This window comes from Bradyrhizobium sp. 192, assembly GCF_023100965.1.
Classification (GTDB): Bacteria; Pseudomonadota; Alphaproteobacteria; order Rhizobiales; family Xanthobacteraceae; genus Bradyrhizobium; species Bradyrhizobium symbiodeficiens.
Map to the genome: position 1 here is coordinate 2,955,345 of NZ_CP064690.1, position 19,223 is coordinate 2,974,567.

Consider the following 19,223-nt stretch of genomic DNA (forward strand, 5'->3'; position numbering starts at 1 on the left):
GCCGATCACCCCGAAAACGGGGTCCTTATTCCATGCCGAAACACACCATACGCCGCAAAAAAGCTACCGCGCGCAAGCTTACCGTCAAAAAGGCGGTTTCGTCCGGCGGTAAGGCCGAGGCGACCGGCAGCAACTACGAAACGCTCGTCGCGACGTGGTACGCACATGTGGTGTTGCTCGGCGGCACCGCCGATCCGCCCTTCGATCTTCCCGCCGATACGCGGCTGTTGTCGTTGGCATGTCAAACGGAGGCGCCTGTCGACGATGTCAACGCGGTGACCAGCGATCAAGGGATCATCTTCGTCCAAGCCAAGCGCAGCGTCAGTCTGAGTTCGGCCAAGAGCTCGAGCTTCGCGGCGGCGCTCGATCAGTTTGTACGGCAATTTCAGGCCTGCGCGGTGCGAGACGCCAAGCATGCCTGGTCCCGGCCTCTAGATGCGCGGCGCGACCGGCTTGTGCTCGCGACCCGAGGGGCCAGTTCATCGAAGGTGATGATTGCGCTGCCCGAACTTCTTCGCCGCGTCCGCGACGTTGCCGATGTGCAGTCGCTGAAAGAAGTCGCACGGTCAAAGACAGAACGAGAGGTCGCAAAGGCCGTCGAGACCAATCTGAAGCGGTCCTGGAAAGCGGCTTACGGTCGCGCGCCGACTCTTGACCAGTTGAACGCGCTTTTACGCCTCATATGGATCCAGCAGCTCGACGTGGAAAGCGGGCAGAGAGATCGCGCCACCGTTCATAATCAGTTTCGCACCAATTTTCTGAAGCAGCCGTCACAGGCCGGGCTTGCCCTCGCGGAGCTGGTCAAGCTGACAGCCCGGTTGCGCGCCGATCGGTCGGGCTCGGATAGGCCGACGCTTTTGCGTTTGCTGACCGATGCCGGTCTTCAGTTGACCGCGATGCCCGATTTTCGGCCCGATGTCGCGGCCCTGGCTGACTGGACATCCATGCGACTCGGATCAGCACCTCGATATGTCCGATTGCTTGCGGACGATCCGCGGTTGACGATCGAGCGCGAAGCCTGGCCATCCTTTCAGGCCGCCGCCGAGACGCAATCCCTCCTTCTCGTCGGTGAGCCTGGCGCCGGTAAGAGTGGCTTGATGTATCGGTTGGCGTCGGACGCACGAGAAGCGGGCCGGGATGTCGTGTTCGTCCCTGTCGATCTGCTGAATGTCGACACATTTTCCGGGCTCCAGGCTGAGTTGAGCATTGTTCACGGCCTTGCCGAGGTCCTCGCCAACTGGCCCGGGTCCGAACGAGGCTTGCTCGTTCTTGATGCCCTCGATGCCGCGCGCAAACCGGAAACCCAGAAACTTCTCCGCGAGGTGGTGGGGGATGTGTTGCGCCGTCCCGACAGCCGGTGGAATGTCGTGGCTTCGGTACGAAAATACGATTTGCGGCAAGGAACGGAGTGGTCAGCCCTGTATCGGGGAAGGCCGCCGGCGGCTGACTATGCCGATCCCGAATTTCGGAGCGTTCGCCACGTATTGGTCGGGCGGTTGTCCGAGAGCGAGATCTTGCAGATCACGCAGTTGCTTCCGGCGCTTGAAGACCTCCACAGCCGGGCATCACCAAAACTTCGCGATCTCCTTCAAAATATCTTCAATCTGCATTTGCTCGCGGATTTGCTGCATGCTGGTGTGGCGCGATCGGATCTCAGCGATATCACGACCCAGTCGGAGCTGCTCGACAGCTACTGGCAGCACCGCATTCGCCGGGATGACGGAAAGCATGATGCGCGTGAAGTCGCGTTGACCGCGATTGCGGAGAAAATGATCGATGCCCAAGAGCTTCGTGCCTTTCGGACCGATATCCGCTCGAACGTCGATGCCGAGGCTCTGGTTGATCTGGAACGGAACGGCATTCTCCATGCTGAAGACCAGAGCGGAAGGCCGAACGAAGACGTTTTGCTCTTCAATCATCACGTTCTGTTCGATTACGCTGTCGCGCGTCTCGTATTCCTGCGCGGGCGTCAGCCGGATCGTTTGACGGCTTTGTTGCAGGCACGACGCGAGCTATCGCTCATGTTGAGCCCGAGCCTGTCGCTCGCTTTGGCCGACGCCTGGAACGCAAGTCCGGATCACCGGCCATTCTGGCAATTGGCTCTGACGCTCGAGCAGGCTGGGACATTGCCCGGTGTTGCGCAACTGGCGGCACCCATGGTCGCCACCGAACAAACCGCCGTGCTCAGCGATCTTGATCGTCTGTTTGATTACCTTGAAGGCGGTGGTACCGAAAAAGAAGCGGCGGAAAACATTGCACGCAACATGGTCGGCGCGCTTTTCGTTCGCATGCGCTCCGGGGTTCCCCTCGTGGGGTCCGCAGCCGGTCCCTGGATGGAATTTGCTGAAAAGCTCGCGGCAATGGGACAAGATAAGCTGATGCTGGCCGTTCGGGCCCTCATTGCGAATGCGGTCGAAGCACTATGACAGCCACACCAGAGCAAGTGACATCAATCGGCAAGGCCAGCCGCGATCTCCTGCGGTTTGGCTGGCAACGGCTGCCCCGAAGCGAGTTGATGATCGTCAACGGGCTCATCGCCGTCGGGCGAACCATTGCAACCGACCCCCAGGCCTCGGCAGTGTTGCTGAGGGAGGCGATCGAGCCCGAGCACCTCAAGGAGCACGGATACAAGGAATTAAGATGGGTCGCGCAAGAGATCCAGGGGATCGCGAAAGCGGATCCATCGTTGGCTGTCGATATCTATGACGCAGCCTACGGCTTCTCTGAAACGTCGGATCAGACAACCCCGATGGGGAATAGCGTCCTGCTGGCGCTGACGTCGAACCGGCGTCAGGATTATCAGGGTGCCTGGTACCAGTTGTCGGAAGCGATTCCGGCTATACTCGACAACGATCCAGAGACGGGTGTCCGTGCTGTCGTCAGAGGCCTGTATGGGTACGTTCAGCGACAAAATCGCCGCGCACCTAACGGAGACGAGGTGCACGGCGCATCGTTTTCGCTTGGTCCTTATACCGCAAGTTTTGAGACCGACTGGAGTTACTCCTGGTATAACGGCGGCTATCGGTCATCTCAAGACGCACCTGCATTGCTGATCAAATTTGAAGAATTCCTCGGTCGCGTCGCCAACCAAGCCGATGCCGCCGCAACGATCCAGCAAATCGTGGCAACGATCGCACAGGAACCGCACGTTGTGGCTGCGGTTTGGACCAGCTTGCTTGTCGTCGGCACAAAACGGCCTGATCTCTACGCCGCGCCCCTGCTACCTGTGGCCTGCGCGACGCCGGTCATGCACAGTTTTGATAGCCGGTTTCAATTGGGCGGGTTCATTACGGCGGCCTATCCAACACTGACGCCGGAAGATCGTGCCGCTATTGAAGCCTCGATCTTGTCCCTGACCGACGACGATCCGGCAACAAAGGGAAATAAATCTATTCTCGTCGGCTGCATCCCACGGACGCTGATCGCGACGGAAGTAATGCGGGCCTTCGTGCAGACGCTGGAGCAGGCTGGAGAGTTGGCCAACAATGCTCCGGTCATGCGCATGACAACTTCGACGCGAGATTTCGACACCGATGCTTATCTGGAATCTGAAGGTGTGTCGCTCAAGGATCCCGAGAGCGCAACTATTCGCGAGTTGATGCGCGCCGTGGAGGAGCTTAAGGCCCCGGACGGTAGTACGGATCTTTCGCTCGCGTCGGTTCGACGGCAGCTTGCTGTCCTGACGAAGCTCTACAAGCGGCTCAACGCAAAAATACCCCGCAAGGTCTCGGAGACCTTGATTGATCATGCATGTGGCCATCTGGCCGAGGCCGCCGGGCGGCTGGCTCGAGCTAAGCCGCCGGTACTGGCCGCGGCTTCCGTGCATGATCTCTTGCGGGACATCCTGCTGTTCAGCGCCACCAGCAAGAATCCGCGCTTCAACGCTGAGCACGCCAACAATTTCAACGATAGCCCGCATTGGGGCGGTCCTTCCGCGCGCACAGCTGCCGCGCGCGGGCTGCTTGATTTTACGCGGGCGTCGAAAAAACAAGACCCCGAAGTCATGTCGGCGCTTCGCAAGCTCGCCCGAGACCGCATGCCGGAAGTGCGCCTTAATGTTGTCCAGAGCCTGCCGATGCTTCATGTCCTTGACGCGGACTGGATGTGGTCGGAACTGGAATATGCTCTCGCCAAAGATCGTGCGCGTGGTGTGGTCAATGCCGCCATTGAAGCAGTGGCTCGATTGGCCTATCTCGACATTCCGCGTGTAATCAAAGCTGCCAAAGGTGTTTTACGCCGCTATGCGGGCAAGGACGAGCCCGGTATGGCGAGGTGCCGAGCGGATGCTGCAACGCTCATTTTTGATATCCACATCCATGGCAAAAGCGACGAGGCGGATCAATTTGCCGCTAGCCAAATCGACGCCATGCCGCGGGACGCCGACCATCTTACAGCGCTTGTCGCCCGCTATTCGAGTTCTTTACTGAGAGGCAATGTTGAAGATGCCTCCGCCGCTGATAACCTTCCACGGCGCAGGACACTGGCCTTTTATACGGTCGTGATCGAACGCGCCTTTCAGCAAATCGAAGAGCGCGCTACGCGCCTTGACATGCGATCCTTTAACACCTGGCCCTCTGAAGACCAGACTGTCGTTAGTAGTATGTTCGGACTGTTGAACGAAGTGTCTCAGCGTTTGCATTTCGCGACGGGAAACCATCACGGCAATGTGCAACAGATAGAGCTCTCGCCGCAGCTGGTTCGCTTTTATCAGGAAACGAAGCCGATCGTGAGCCGCTTGGCCAACGCAATTGTAGCGCCGATTGCGCACCACCTGATCCAGATGCTTGAGATGTTTATCCAAATCGATCCGGCGGGAGTCTTCGAGCAGATAGCCCAAGCCGTGAGATCAGCCCAGCAAGGTGGTTACAGCGACGAACATATGGCTGCAGAACTAATCGTGCGCATTGTGGAGCTCTATCTGGCCGATTATCGCGCTGTCTTCACCGACCGTGCCCGCCTGGACGATCTTATGGACTGTCTCGATGTCTTTGCGCGAGCCGGCTGGCCTGCTGCGCAGGAACTGACGTTCCGCCTAGGTGAAATCTGGCGTTAACAGTCAGGTTTCCTTCTCATCTCGGGACAAAAGTCTCAGCCGATCCCGCTCGATCGACCGAGCAAGAGGCGACAGGGGCGGTCGCACACCGTGCCAATCGCAGACTGATAAGGAAATTAAGAAAAGCTAGCCAGTCGGAGCTGGCTGGCTTTTCATCGATGAGCTGATCGAAATCCGCAGGGGAAGAGCTTAGATCGTTACGTCAGTGTCGAGCTCATCCAACTTTCCGTTGAGGGGCGGTCGCATCCTCCAACATTGGCACGTCTAGGCTTGGGATCTCAGGCATCGCCTTGCCGGCGATCGCTTGCAAATCGCCGACCATGCCTACTGTAGAGTCGAGTACGGATAGGATTTGCGTTTCTCGCTTAGCCCACTGACGCCCCATGAATTTGCGTTCCTTGTCGAGGTCGTCCCGCATATCGTTGAATTTTTCGACAACGGCATCCACGCGTTGCCTAAACTTCGTGCCGGTCAGATAGTGATAGACTTGCTCCATTTTCGTTTGCTGACCCTGCTGAATCAGTCGTGAGCTACTTACGTCAAGTAGACCCTGGCGGAGGGCCACGGCGACCGGAAGAGCGCAACGAGGATGAGCGACCCAAACGCCGTCGACTAGGTCAAACTGCTCGACATGCTTGGGTAAGGCTTGAGAGACAATTAGGGCCACGTCGGCACCGGATCGCCGCTGGTCGTCCCGCAATTTGGCGAGCCACCCATCACTCCAGGCTTTGGTGCGCTTTGTTTCCCAAAGAATGATGCCGGCAGGTTGGCCGATAGCTCCGTTCACCTGCTGCATCACGTCAGCACCGAGCTCGCCTTTGCCGATTGGATCGATTGAGTCTGTCGGAAAGCGCCCGCGCAAAAGTTCCTCGAGCTCAAGTTCTAGGACCTCGCCTTGTGATTGCTGCGACCCTTGCTCCGCCTTGCGCTTTAGCTCTTCGATAGTGCGTGCCATTGACTCAATGGTTTGATCCTTCTCGGCGACTCGCAACCGAGCCGCGTCGTCAGCCTCTTGGCGAGCTTTGGTCTGGACAGTCTCGAGAGACGCTTGCACACGCTTTTCAATCGTCAGATCTAGCTCGCGCTTCTCGTCATCAAGTGCCCGTTGCTTCCGCATGAGCTCGGCCTGTGCCTGCTGAGCTTCCGCCAGCTTGATGTTATTGCTCTCAAGTGTCTGTTGCAGCTCCGCAACTTCGTTCGCCCGCGCCTGAAGATCTGAAGCCACAGCGTCCCGTGCCTTTTTAGCTTCGGCAGCTACGACTTGCCTGCGTTCGGTCTCCAGCCGTTGCTTGATCTGCTCTTCGACGTTAGCCCTTGCTTTGGCTAGTTCATCTCGCTGTTGTCGCAACTCGTCAGCTTTGCGAGAGCACTCCGTTTCTTTCGCGGCAAGTTTGGCTTGGAAGCCGCGTCGCTCGGCTTCCAACAAAGGTGCCGCAATCGACTCCGTAAGCGGAATTTGGTGCCCGCACTTGGGGCAGGGGACGTGCGGTTCGTGGACGTGTTCAGCCATCAGAAATAATTGTTCCTGTTTTGTTCATTTTGGCTGAGTCCGACCTTTCGGTCAACGCTGAGTTGGATTGATCCCCAAGAAAGCCCCAAGAGGGAAAATAACCCAGTGAAGTTCGATTTTCCTCGCTCGCTCCAATCTCTAGGCGGGTGTGGATTGCCGCGACGTTCGATTCGAGCGGGGCGAGGCGCAAAATAAAAAATTGAAATTGCTTATGTTTTCTTATGAGTTGCGGAAATGAATGGATCGCTCCACGGTTGTGATATTCGCACTTCCACTTTTTCGGGGGCTGCGGCGCTTTCCTTGAGAGACAGCGTTCAACAGCGAGGCTACCGCCAATGGCAGACGAAAGCGAGGACGCCCCCCCGGCCTCCTGGGACCTTGAGGGCTGGCGCTCGGCCGTGGCGCGAGGAAAACTAGGTACTTACCGACCGGAAGTCCTGCTTTGCGCAGTGCAGGACCTGGGCCCAGATGCCGACCCCAGGGTATTAAACTCGATCGCGAAGCATCTGTCAGACGTCATCATGAAGATGGCCCGCAGATACATCGGCACCAACAAGCCTAACAAGGGCGAGGACATCATCCTTCTGGTGCATGGCGGTATCTGGACCTCGTTATTGGACAAGGATTCCGAAGACGGGAGAACGATGCGCAGCGGCCTTGGCGGTATCGTGAAGTTTCGCTGCCTCGATGCAATCGCCCTGGCTAACAAGCACAGCCGCATTCCGCTGGAGCCCAAGCTCCGCGAGGTAAAGAAGAACGAAGACCCGGATGCCGTGCCGACGGACCGGGACAAGGCCCGCGAGGTTTCGCACCTCGTGGTCACACACGACCCGCCGGCGGAAGACGGGTTTCACGGCGACGATGCGATCTCGGCCGGGCCGAGGTCCAACCCGGACCCGGCCTTGCTCGATGCGATGCGGCAGTTGGATGAGCAACTGGATGTGGAGCGGGTGCTGTCGCATATCACGGACGATCGCAAGCGGCTTGCCTTCCGGCTCTTCATGGAAGACGTGCCGAATGGATCGAAACGGACACTGTCGATTGCGCAGGCGGTAGGCATCTCGCCGAAATGGGCTGAGGTGTGGATTGCGGAGATGATCGAGCTCCTGCAGAACTCCGCCGAGTTCAAGGAACTGACAAATAAAAAGGTGAGCTCATGAAAGACGTTCGAGATAAGGAGAGAGATCGGGTGCTGATGGCTTTTCATGAGGCATGCGAAAAGCCGAGCGTTGATCAAATTCTGGAATGGACAGAGCGCTTCCCAAAATATGCCGACGATATCCGGGCGCACGCAGCCGTCGCGCGCGACCTAGCGGCAGTGCGTGTTGAGGAAGCAGAGGACATCAGTGAGTCCGTTCTCAATACCGCGTATAGCAACGCGCTCAATGCGATCTACGCCGCACAGCAGAAAGACGCGCAGCCGGATGTTGCGGCGTCGTTTCACGATATCGCGGCGGCGCGCAACGTTGACGTGATTGAAATGGCGCGCGCGATGGATATCGCGCGTGGCGTTTTAGCCGATCTGTTTGACGGCGCGATGCTGCGTCCGATCCGGAAGCGGCTCATGGATGCTGTTTGCCAGGCGCTTGCTATCACGGCTGGTGCTTTCGATCGGGCGCTCGATCTTGCTTTGGCGAACCCACGTTTGGGTCATGCCAAGTCAACTGGTGCTCCAACGCTGAAACGGCGGACCTGCGACGAGATTATTGCGAACAGCCGCATGTCGCCTGATCGCGTGCGCTATTGGCTTGAGGGAGATTAAGAGTGGATGCCTGGGTCGATATTCGCAGGAAGGCTCGTGCCTGCCACGCGAAAGCGCTGGTGGAAACAAAGGGCGATCGCCACGCCGAGAAAGTTCTTGCTGTCGCGCTCGCGGCGGATAACCTCGAAGTCGAACCCCATGACTTCGCGCCCGGCACCCTGGGGGCGTTGAACCGCGCCTTTCGATTGGTGAGGATTCAGAAAGATCTGGAGCCCGAACTGGAGCGGGTGGTTATCGCGCATGAGATCGGGCACTTCCACCTGCATCATGATCCGCATAACGAAGTGACGGTGCGCCCCGACAGCTTGGGTGGCGACCCCGTCGATAGCGGCGCGGGCAAGGTTGAAGGGTACTCGCCCACTGAGCGGAAGGAGGTGCAAGCCGACATCTTTGCTGGCGAGTTTCTCTGCCCGGGCGATTGGCTTCGTAAGCAATTTATAGACGGAAACCGGCGGCCCGAGAGCGTCGCCAAGGAACTGGGGCTTCCGGTTTCGCTTGTGATGAACCAGATGGTTCGCGCCGTACTCTTGCCGCCTATCGGGCCCGCGCCTGAAATCGCACCGTCGATCGTGCATGATCTCGACGACAGTCAGCAAGCTGCGGTGATGTGGGATGGTGGGCCGCTGCTCGTGGAAGCCGGGCCGGGTACCGGCAAGACGCGAACCTTGGTCCGCCGCATTCAACGGCAACTGGACGAGCACGCAACACCTGCGTCTTTTCTGGCGCTCACCTTCTCTCGCAAGGCGTCGGAAGAAATGCGCGAGCGTATCGCGACCATGAATCCCGACGCCTCGATTGAGATGTGGGTCGGTACGTTTCACCAATTCGGCCTGGAGCTCGTGACCAAATGGCCGCTGCGCTTTGGCCGCACGGTCAACGTGCGCACGCTTGACCAGACGGGACAGCTCGAGCTCCTCGAAGCTAATCTTGAGAAACTGCCGCTGAAGCATTTTCAGAACCTGTACGAGCCCGCCTACGAGCTCGTGCCGGTTCTGAAGGTTATCTCGCGCTGCAAGGATGAAAGAATCTCTGTCGAGGATTACGAAGCCGAGGCGATTGCCTTCAAGAAGGCCGCCCGGACGGAGGAAGAGCGGGAAGACGCAGACCGTGCGCTGGAAGTGGCCGCGATCTACCGCATCTACGAGGAAGAGCTAAAGCGCGCTGATGCGGTTGATTTTGGCGATCTGGTCGTGATGGCCTGCGATCTCATCCAGCACCACCCGGAGGTGCAGGCCTACGTCGCCGGTTTCAAGCACATTCTCGTTGATGAGTTTCAGGACGTGAACTTTGCCAGCGCCGAACTCCTTCGGGCGCTCACCAAGGCTGGCGTCGATGTCTGGGTCGTGGCCGACCCGCGCCAATCGATCTATCGTTTCCGCGGCGCTGAGCCGTCCAATGTCGCGACCTTCGAAAAGACATTTGGCGGGAAGCGCCACGCGCTGGCCAACAATTATCGTTCCCATGCGCCGATTGTGAAGGCATTCGCGCGCTTTAGCGCGTCGATGAGCGGTGGCCGGATGGGAGGCACCTGGACGCCGACGCGCGGGGTAGGAAACCCGGTCACGGTCACGGCCACGCCGTCGCTTTCGGCGGAGGGCGAGGCCATTCAGCGCCGGATCGAGCAATTGCGCACGGCGGGTATTCCGTATGGTGAGCAGGCTATACTTGCCCGCTCGCACCTGACGCTCGGCCGCATCACCGGCATTCTCGAACAACTGGGCGTGCCACTGCTTTATCTTGGCGATCTTTTCGAGCGGTCGGAAGTGCGCGATCTGCTTTCGCTCTTGAGCGTCGATGCGGAACTCGGAGGGCTTGGTCTTCTGCGCGTTGCGGCACTCCCCGACTACGCGGTTCCGAAACCCGACATCCTGGCGTTGATCGCATGGTCGCGCGAGCAGAAAGAGTCGTACTTCGAAGCGCTGAGGCGTGCTGATGAAATCGAAGCGCTCACGCCCACGGGCCGGGCGGGACTGAAGCGTCTTGGCGCGGAGCTCGATGGCCTTCAGCGGGCGTCGCCCTGGGTGCTTCTGAGCACATGGTTGTTTGAGCGAAGCGACTATCTTCGAAAGTTGGCAACCGGCAACAGCACCATCGCGCAGCAGAAGTTGATTGCGATTTACCAGCTCCTGAAAGTCTGCGGTGAATATGGTGCGATGGGGCAGACCAATCGGAAGCGCTTCCTTGATCGGATAAGACGGATCGAGGCGCTTAACGAGGACACCGCGTACCGCGCCATCTCGTCAGAAGCCTCCGATCTTGACGCGGTGCGAGTCATGACCATTCACGGCAGCAAGGGCCTTGAGTTTCGGGGCGTCCATCTACCGGTGATCGCAACGGGATATATGCCGAGCACGCGCGGCGGTGGCCGCATCGAGCCGCCGCCGGCCTTGATCCGTCTTGTCATGCAGCCGGGCGCGCGCGACGCCGAAGAGGAGTGCCTATTCTTCGTCGCCATGTCGCGCGCCCGCGACGTGCTGTCCATCAGCCATGCGCAAAAATATACCGAGAAGCGAAACACAAACCCCTCGAAGTTTCTGGGGTTCTTGAACGGCTTGGTGGCGCCATCAACATTTGCCGGCTCGGGCCGGACGTATACGCCACCACGTGAATTGACGCCGTTCGTCGGAAAAGATGCCTATACCGAGCGCGAACTCGAAATCTACACGCAATGCCCCGCGCGTTACCGCAACGAGTATATAAATGGCTTGCGTGGCGGGCGGGATGAGTCTGCCTATCTGCGTTTCCATCGTTGCGTCTATAAGACCGTGGGGTGGCTGGAGGCGGAGCGCGCCGCGGGCAGGACAAAGACGGTCGCCGAGGGGCTGGCGCAGCTCGCGGCAGTGTGGGCGGAAGACGGCCCGGTCGGCCACGCCTTCGAGAAGTTTCATCGCAATAATGCTGACGGCATGGTTCGCAGGATGGCCGAGGCGATCGCGCTGGAGACGGCCACCTATGACCGGCATGACTGGTCGATACCGGTTGGCCGGCGCCAGGTGCTCATCACGCCGGACCGTGTCTTGATCGGCGCGGACGGCTCGGTCCGGGTCCAGCGTATTCGCACCGGTAAGAAGACAAAGTCGGAGTCCGGCAAACGGATCTACGCGCTTCTGCGGAAGGGCGCGCAGCAGCAGTATCCCGGCCGGCGCATTACGGTCGAGGCCTTCTACCTCGCCACCGGCGAAGTGATGCTGGTTCTGCCCAAGAGCGACGACAAGCTCATCGCGGAATACGCCGAGGCGATCACGGGGATCGAGCGCGGCGCGTTTCACGCGGTGCCCGAGGCGCGCCGCTGCCCGAACTGCCCGAGTTACTTCATCTGCACCGGGGCTTGACGGCACTTCCACTTTTTTGGCCGCCGCGACGCTTTCCTTGAGAGGGGCAATTGGACCCCGGAAAGGAAAGCAATGACACAGAACATCATCTTCATTCAGGTTCACGAGCGTCCCGGCGTTATCGAGGCGCAGGTGATCGAGGCCGCGACGCTCGGCGACGTCCGTAAGGCGATCGAAGCGGCTGGTGTGGTTCTCGAAGCCGAGATGCACATCTTCCTCGACGAGGCGGAAGAGCCACTGCACGGCGATCACGGCCATGTGGTTCACGGTCTTCGCCATGGTTCGCGTGTGCACGTCAGCCGCTGCAAGCGGATCAAGACCACTGTGCACTATCTGGAGCGCACGGCGGAGCACGAGTTCGCGCCCGGCGCACGGGTTCGCGCCGTCAAGGCCTGGGCGGCGCACACCTTCAAGGTGAGCCCGAAGGACGCCGCCGAGCACGTGCTGCAGATCTGCAAGTCGACGGAGCGGCCGGCGGCAGACACGCCGCTGCACGAGCTGGTTCACGGCCACCCGTGCACGCTCTGCTTCGACTTCGTGCCCGAAAAGCGGGTCGAGGGCTAACGATGAACGCGCCCCTGCCTCCCGATCGGGTCCTGTTTGAACTTGATCTCGCCGCACCGGCGTTTCGGTGCGGCGAGCTCGAAGGCCGGTGGCGCCACCTCGCGACCCAGTGGCCGTACGCGATGTTCGCGGTCGCGGCGCCGCCGCTGCCCGGCGCGCCGGAGCAGTTCGAGTTTCGCTTCAATTGTTCGGGCTATCGCGCAACGCCGGCGTCGGCGCAACCGTGGGATCACGCGGCGAACCGGCCCTTGCCGGGAGCGCGGTGGCCGACCGGGCCAAAGATCGTCTCGTCGGTCTTTCGGCCGGATTGGAAGAACGGCCAGTGCCTCTATCTGCCATGTGATCGCATGTCGATCGAAGGGCACCCCAACTGGCGCAACGAACATCCGAGCCGCCTGTGGCAGCCGGATCGCGGAATCATCTGTTACCTGGAGCAGCTTCATGGCCTTTTCTTTGACAGCGACTATTCGGGCGTTCGTAGCGCCTAGCCACCGGCTGCGGTGCGCGCCGAAGCTCTGGCGCAAAATCGTTGCTGAGCTCGAACGGCGCGGTGGCAGACGACACGAAGCCGGCGCCTTCCTCCTTGGCGTCAATGATGGCGATCGCAAGGTTGTTCGTGAAGCCGTCTTTTACGACGAACTCGATCCGCTCGCCTATGCGAGCGGCGTGTGTGTGCTGCACGGCGACGCTTTCTCGAAGCTGTGGTCGATCTGCCGCGAAAAGAACCTGACGGTTGTCGCCGACGCACATACCCATCCGGGTTCGGCATTTCAGAGTGATTCCGACCGGCAAAATCCGATGGTCGCCCGCGAAGGCCACATCGCAATCATCGTGCCGGAGTTCGCGCGCTGGCCGATCGGCCGCGCCGCGCTCGGCGTCTACGAATATGTCGGCGATCACGTCTGGCACAACCGCGGCGGTCGGCGCGCACGTGGGTATTTTTATCGCGGCTTCTGGGCTTAAGGAGGCTCTCCCATGCTTGATTCTTCCACACTCCATCGCGGCGCAAAATATTTCATGGATTCTGGGCGCGCGGCGACGCACGGCGAGGCGATGGCGATCTTGCAGAGCTTCGGCCTCACCATTCTGGTGGGCCCGGACATTGCGACCTCGCGCGATGAGCAGGTGGCGTTGTTGACATTGGTCAATGCGGCGCGCCGGAGCTTTCTCGCCGGCGTGACGGTCGTCGGCGTGCCGAAGGACGCCAAGTCGGTGACGCGGCTGACGCGGCCGGGAAGCCTCACGCGGGCGCTCAAGGAACTGGGCGGGCGTGTGGCCCGACGCCCCAGGCGGGGCTGGCCGATTGCCGTCATCGGTAAGGTGCCGGCTCCGGTCTCGAAGCGGGCGGCGTGGCGATTGGCCTGGTCGGGGTGGCGTGGTGGCGTCGTGCCGGCACGCGCCGGTGATGCGGCAATCGTTGAGGCCGCGGTACCGCTGACGCCGATGCTTGCGGCGGCGTGCTGCGCGGCCGAAGCCTTCGCCTACCATGCCAAGGATCACGCGATGGCCGGGCACCGCACGCTTGGTATGTCTCTTTGGAATCCGGGTTCGGACTGGCTGGCCCAAGACCCGTCCGAACCAGCCTTGAGCTGGCTGCCTTCGCGGCTCTGGTTGATTGGGCTCGGCAATCTTGGGCAGGCCTATGCTTGGGCGTTGGCGGCGTTACCGTACACGGATACCAAGGACGTCAAGCTTGTCCTTCAAGACGATGATCGCCTCGCTACCTCCAACGACAGCACCTCGCTGCTGTCGTTCCTCAAAGATGTCGGGCAACGCAAGGCGCGCAGGATCGCCGCCTGGCTTGACGAGCGCGACTTCGATACGGCCGTGGTTGAAAACCGGTTCGGCCCGTGGACCACGCGCACGCCGGATGACCCCGCCGTCGCCTTGTGCGGTGTCGATAATCCCAACGCGCGGGCCGCGCTTGAACACCCGGGCTTCGGCCTCGTGGTCGAGGCCGGTCTCGGGGCTGGGCCGGAAGCGTTCCGCAGTTTGTCACTCCACACCTTTCCGGGCTCCGAGAGGGCAGAGAACATCTGGGGCGGCGACACGCCTCCGGCCACGCACAGCGTCGAAAACTTGCCGGCCTATGAGGCGCTGCGAGAAGCCGGCGCGGACGCGTGCGGGCTGACGCAACTCGCATCCCGGACAGTCGGCGCTCCGTTTGTTGGCTTGACCGCAGGCGTGATGGTCGTCTCCGAGCTGCTTCGCCGGCTCCACGGTGGCGCGGCTTTCGAAGTGTTGGCCGGGTCGGTGCTGGCGCTTGAGTCCGTTGAAGGTGTGGCCCAACCGGCGCCGCCTTACGCCTTCGGGCACGTCGAGGCCGCAATCGAGAGATGATCATGGGCGCCTTGCACTATATACGGTGGTGCAGGCGGTTCGGTGGGTGAGCTGACAACGGGTGATTTTTGACCCCTGGGGAGGGCGCATGGTTTCGCTGGCGGATATCAAGAAGGATCTTCCGGAATGGCCGGACGATGTCATCGAGCAATGGCTGCTTTACTTCGCCAATGAACCCGATTGCGGTTGGCCGCCGCCGGAGCCGCTTGGTGCCCATCGTTGGGCCGGGCTTCTCGGTGGAAAGCCGCTGTCGTGGTGGAAGCAGGTGACATGGAAGAAGGTGACGACTCGCTGTGGTCTTGACGATCTGGCATCGAAGGCCAAGGCTGATGTCTCGGACATTGTGACCAAATTCAACGCCGGCCAAGCTGACGCGAGTACCAAGAAAAGGGTGGCGCAGCCTTGGATTTACATTCGCGACAACGGGACCTTTCCACGCGCACCCGTCACCATGCAGCGGGCCGACGGCATGAGTCTGATCGACGGGGCGCACCGCATGGCCGCGTTCGTGCTTTTCCAGTCGCTGTCGGACGCTGATCTCGCTAAGATCAACGTAAAAAGGCCTTCGATCAATCAAGCTGTCTGGCGCGGTGAACACTGCAAGGGCGAGCTCCCCGACCACTAAAAACCCACACCGCTCAATCGACGCGGCCTTCTGCGGTGCCCAGAGTTTTCACCCAGAACTTACGCAGATGGAACCGGTCCGCTAACCGATAAGGTCGTTGGCAAATGGAGTAGGTCTGCCAACTGATAGCTTGGTCGCAACTGGAGTCAGTTCTTCAACTGATAAGGTTTCTAACAAAAGCTTATCAGTCCAAGAGCGCGTCTGGCAAAGTTCCTCCGCCCCGACATATTCTTCGTGTCGTGGCGTGCGGTACATCAGCGGTTAGGAGCCTGCTCTGGCGGTCTTTTTCTTTTCCGAGGTTGCAGACGGCTCGGTCCACCCACCAGAAGAGTGGTCTATCCTCGTCAGAAGGGGCCGGAATTTATGAACGTCCACTGTAGGGCTTGTCTCAACCGACTTTTACAACAAAATCGGCCCGAAGCTGACGTTGGCTATGACCCGTTGCTGGCACTGCAACTGCTGTGTAAGCTTGCCTGCATCCCAAAGCAGAGGTGTCTTATGAGCAGGCGTTTTGCACTTGGACTTTTTGTTGCTTCGTTGATTTCAATCTCAGCGCTCCCGACCGACAGTTTCTCCCAAACAAAGTCTCTCAAGGAGCAACTGATCGGCACTTGGATCTACGAGTCCAGCAAAGGCACGCGCGAGGATGGCAGTGCAGTAGAGCGGCCAAAGTCAAAAGGCGCAGTCACCTATACCTCCGATGGTCACTTTCACTTCATTACAGTCCGCTCTGACGCTCCAAAATATGCATCAGGTGACTCTGCGCGCCCGTCCCCTGAGGAAGCTATGGCTATCGCGTCAGGCGTGGTTGCATATACCGGTACGTACACCGTGGAGGAGGGCTCCAAAACTATCCACGTCAACATCGAGACGAGCTCGTTTCCCAACTTGGCGGGAGCACCAAATCAACGTCGGATCGTGACATCAATCAGCGACGACGAGTTGATGTTTACAAACCCACGCACGCCAGCCGGCGTCACGCTGGAACTGGTGTTTAAGCGCGCGAAGTAAAATCCTCAAGCCAGGCTGTCGCCTTTCGCGTTGGTTGGCGCACTGCTTCGGTAGGTCTGGTGTCGGGAGGAGAGCAGAAGTCGTTGTTCGAATGCGAACGCCCCCTTGCCACGATTGCATTTCCTTTAGCCGCCGTGGCGAACAGACGCCGCTAGGGAGACCAGGTCCGCTCACGGAGCATAGCGGGCCAATTCGCCCCATGTCGGCACAGCAATTTTTACCTGTGTTCGAGTGCGCGCAGTAATTTAAGTTAGCGACGCGCTATCGACGTCGATTGCATGATGGGGCGTCGTTGATTCGGGCTTCAAATGACACAGCAAAAAACGGAAGACGCTGATGGTGATAGTCGACGGCTTGTCGACGAGGCCCGTGCCGCGCGAGAGCAGGCGCGGGCGCTTTCAGACGAAGCGGCGATGGCCGTCTACGAACTGCGCCGGTCATTACTGGAGAGCGCTGGCGCGAGAGTCGAGACAAGGGCCCAGCGCGAGGACCGGTCGGTCGGAATGGCGGAGGTTCGGCAGGTAGTGCGGGAATATATCGACCATCAACGTTCGCAGCTGCGCGGCTCCCCAGGGCTGCGTCCATTGAACGAGTCACGCGGCGCTGGACGGAGAACGTAAGATGCGCCGGTATGCCGGGGGGAAGAAGCCAGTCACCATTAATGACCTGAAGTGCGTCGAAGTCGAGTACCTCCCCATGCGCATGCAATACGGGGGTCAATTCGTCTTCACCTTCCAGGATGCACTGCACAATCATGCCGAGGCTACCCATCCAGCATCGCTCGTGCCGCGCCCAATGGAGCTCAGTGAACCGTCTTGTAGGACGTGCGCATTCAAATTCATTGCATTGTGCCACGCACCGCTGACAAAATGGTCGGCATAACCGGGTGGGTGGCGGTCGTGAATTTCCAGGTGTCCATTTTGAAGGTACTTGCTAGTTACCCTAATGGGTTGGCGACGCTTACGGAGATCAAACGCGACCTGGCATTTTTAGCAACCAGCGGCGCTGATTGGGCAAGCTACAGCAAGCGGCTGGGTGCTGCGCTCCCGTCGTTGGACATCTTCTCCTTGGGCTTTGTGCAAAGATATTCGTTCGGTTGGCGGTTGACGGCCAAGGGCGCGGCCGCACTCGAATTTATGGAACAGAAGGTGAGAATTCCCGTCGCTGATGTAGAAGCAGAGGCGGCAACGTCGGACACCTTGCTGGAAAAGTGTACGCCACCTGTAGGGTCCGCTGAAAAGCCTGATCAGCCGAGTAGCTCACCAGTTGATCGGCGCGCGCTGTTCGCGGTCATCGATGGCGGTCGAAGCCAGGCTGCTTAATAGTCACAAACGCGATGCCCTGTGCGGCGCGACTGCGACTGGTCTCAGCGGGGCTGCCCCCATCTAAGCGCGAGGAAGTGCTAGGCGACGTGTGGAATTACTGAAAATCGACGCACCGGCTTGTCGACGAGAAGGCGGGTCGAACGCCTGACTTGCGGCACGTATGAGAATCAAGGTTCGTTCCAGGAACACCGGCGCGCAACAGTGCCTGTATTGTTTCCGCCGACGCACGTCATCTTCCGCCCGTTTCGCGCCGTGAACGTTGCAGTTTGCCCCGTCTTTATGGTCCCTTGACCCATGACAGCGTAGGACTCCTTGGTGGCATCACCCAATCCGAGATTGTCTGCCCGCTGCTTACCAACATCAGCAGACTCTCTATCCACAGCACCGGCAGTCGCTGCGGGCTTGTCGCGGCCTTCGCACGATCCCTCATTTGAAAGCGTCATGCCCGCTCCGCAGGTCTTTGCTACGCACTTACCGCCCGACTCAATCTCCCGGATCGAGCACGTCGGCAAGCAAACTCGACCCGCCTGGCTCTGAATAATGTCCAACAGGTCGGGCCCGGGTTCCTCGTAGTTTTTCGCAATCTTCGCAGCCTTCAGGAATTTTTCCGCCGATGGTTTTGCTGTCGTCCATTCTTCGTCGATCACCCCGGCATAGCAACCGACGCGCTGCAGTTCCTTTTTGATGTCGCGAACTACAGCCTCACGCCCGAATTTCGGACGAGCCGAGAGCTCAACTGACGGAGCTGACTTGGCGGGCTGAGCCTCCGACGTTAGCGAATCCAAATGGCCCTTCGCCAAGGTGGCATAGAGACCGTCCGGATATTGAATCAGAAAAGCGGTCCATATCTCTCTGGTCCCGATCTGTTCTGCCAATTGATAGTCTCGCAACATCAAGGCAAGCGAAGTCGATGAAGTTGCCGGTCCCAGCTTTGCTGCGGGTACAAGTGGAATGTCGTCACCGCCCAGCGAGCCGTACACGTAGGGCTCCTGCTTATAGCCGGTGTTCTTGAGAACGTCGTCGCGCACGAACCCAAAAGCTTTGCGCAGATCAAGCCCTGGTGTCGGCAAGCGCTCGACCAGGGCAGTCGAGAATGGACTGTTCTTGGAGTCGCCGTCCGAAGCGGTCGAGCCCGCTTTGGCGGCGAAGGCGATCATGGTGTTCGGTGTGGTCAGGTCGATCTTGGCAAGACCGCGGCCGAGGGAACGTGATGTCAGCGTACGCTTCATCGTCTTGACAAAGGGATTGTCTCGGCACGCGTCGAGTATTACCAAGCGAAGCTGCTTCGCAGGTTCAATGGCGAACAGCACGCGGTCCAATGGGAAGGTCTCGTCGAAGACGTCGGCATCCGTCTCCAGCGTCGCGTCCGTCGGAACCAAGTAATTGTTGCCGTCCAGCTCGATTCCGTGACCGGCGTAGTAGATCACGGCCACGTCAGCATCTCGCGCCTTTGCGCCAAACTCGCGGAGCGCCCTACGCATCTCAGCAACGCCGAGGTCAAGCTTCGTATCGACCACGTCGAAGCCGGCCTTTGTAAACATGCCTCCGACAAGAGTGGCGTCGTTCACCGGGTTCGCCAGCGGGGGAACGCTCTTATAGGCCGAGTTGCCGATCAAGAGCGCGACCCGGCGTTCGGCGTGAGCAAAGCCGCAGGTTAAGCACAGCGAGAAGAACAATGCCAACCAGCGCAGCACGCCCATC

The 19,223-nt window shown here is 59.7% G+C and carries 14 protein-coding genes; 12 read left to right on the forward strand and 2 right to left on the reverse strand.

Translation table 11 applies throughout. The annotated features are described in order from the left end of the window. Positions 1-32: 32 nt before the first annotated feature. A complete protein-coding gene (locus IVB24_RS13390; protein ID WP_247773159.1) occupies positions 33-2,426 on the forward strand; it encodes a hypothetical protein in 2,394 nt (797 codons plus the stop codon). 86 nt (positions 2,427-2,512) lie between these two features. Beyond that, positions 2,513-5,053, forward strand: a complete 2,541-nt coding sequence (locus IVB24_RS13395; RefSeq protein WP_247773160.1) for a hypothetical protein — start codon at positions 2,513-2,515, stop codon at positions 5,051-5,053. Positions 5,054-5,267: 214 nt separating this feature from the next. Here the strand turns inward: IVB24_RS13395 and IVB24_RS13400 are convergent, their stop codons facing one another. Further along, positions 5,268-6,563 (reverse strand): DUF2130 domain-containing protein, encoded by a 1,296-nt coding sequence (locus IVB24_RS13400; protein WP_247773161.1) that lies wholly within the window; start codon positions 6,561-6,563, stop codon positions 5,268-5,270. A 335-nt stretch (positions 6,564-6,898) separates the two neighbouring features. Here IVB24_RS13400 and IVB24_RS13405 point away from each other — a divergent pair, with 335 nt between their 5' ends. The 10 genes from IVB24_RS13405 to IVB24_RS13450 all read left to right on the forward strand — a co-directional run bounded on the left by IVB24_RS13405 (position 6,899) and on the right by IVB24_RS13450 (position 17,519). After that, positions 6,899-7,723 carry a hypothetical protein gene (locus IVB24_RS13405; RefSeq protein ID WP_247773162.1) on the forward strand — a complete coding sequence of 275 codons (825 nt, stop codon included), beginning with the start codon at positions 6,899-6,901 and terminating at the stop codon, positions 7,721-7,723. Further along, positions 7,720-8,325 carry a hypothetical protein gene (locus IVB24_RS13410; protein WP_247773163.1) on the forward strand — a complete coding sequence of 202 codons (606 nt, stop codon included), beginning with the start codon at positions 7,720-7,722 and terminating at the stop codon, positions 8,323-8,325. The genes IVB24_RS13405 and IVB24_RS13410 overlap by 4 nt, the downstream gene beginning before the upstream one ends. Before the next feature lie 2 nt (positions 8,326-8,327). Continuing rightward, positions 8,328-11,657 carry an ATP-dependent helicase gene (locus tag IVB24_RS13415; protein ID WP_247773164.1) on the forward strand — a complete coding sequence of 1,110 codons (3,330 nt, stop codon included), beginning with the start codon at positions 8,328-8,330 and terminating at the stop codon, positions 11,655-11,657. A 72-nt stretch (positions 11,658-11,729) separates the two neighbouring features. After that, the gene (locus tag IVB24_RS13420) at positions 11,730-12,221 is read left to right on the forward strand and encodes a hypothetical protein (RefSeq protein WP_247773165.1); all 492 of its coding nucleotides are present in this window, start codon (positions 11,730-11,732) and stop codon (positions 12,219-12,221) included. 2 nt (positions 12,222-12,223) lie between these two features. Then, positions 12,224-12,709, forward strand: coding sequence for a hypothetical protein (locus IVB24_RS13425; protein ID WP_247773166.1), 486 nt, complete (start codon positions 12,224-12,226; stop codon positions 12,707-12,709). Continuing rightward, positions 12,663-13,184, forward strand: a complete 522-nt coding sequence (locus IVB24_RS13430; protein ID WP_247773167.1) for a Mov34/MPN/PAD-1 family protein — start codon at positions 12,663-12,665, stop codon at positions 13,182-13,184. Before IVB24_RS13425 ends, IVB24_RS13430 begins: the two co-directional genes overlap by 47 nt. A gap of 12 nt (positions 13,185-13,196) precedes the next feature. Next, the gene (locus tag IVB24_RS13435) at positions 13,197-14,561 is read left to right on the forward strand and encodes a hypothetical protein (protein WP_247773168.1); all 1,365 of its coding nucleotides are present in this window, start codon (positions 13,197-13,199) and stop codon (positions 14,559-14,561) included. An 88-nt stretch (positions 14,562-14,649) separates the two neighbouring features. Further along, a complete protein-coding gene (locus IVB24_RS13440) occupies positions 14,650-15,186 on the forward strand; it encodes a hypothetical protein (RefSeq protein WP_247773169.1) in 537 nt (178 codons plus the stop codon). A gap of 498 nt (positions 15,187-15,684) precedes the next feature. Next, positions 15,685-16,197: a lipocalin-like domain-containing protein gene (locus IVB24_RS13445; RefSeq protein ID WP_247773170.1), complete on the forward strand. Its 513-nt coding sequence runs from the start codon at positions 15,685-15,687 to the stop codon at positions 16,195-16,197. 899 nt (positions 16,198-17,096) lie between these two features. Next, a complete protein-coding gene (locus IVB24_RS13450) occupies positions 17,097-17,519 on the forward strand; it encodes a hypothetical protein (protein WP_247773171.1) in 423 nt (140 codons plus the stop codon). A gap of 170 nt (positions 17,520-17,689) precedes the next feature. Here the strand turns inward: IVB24_RS13450 and IVB24_RS13455 are convergent, their stop codons facing one another. Beyond that, positions 17,690-19,222: a caspase family protein gene (locus IVB24_RS13455; RefSeq protein WP_247773172.1), complete on the reverse strand. Its 1,533-nt coding sequence runs from the start codon at positions 19,220-19,222 to the stop codon at positions 17,690-17,692. Between the last annotated feature and the right edge of the window lies 1 nt (position 19,223).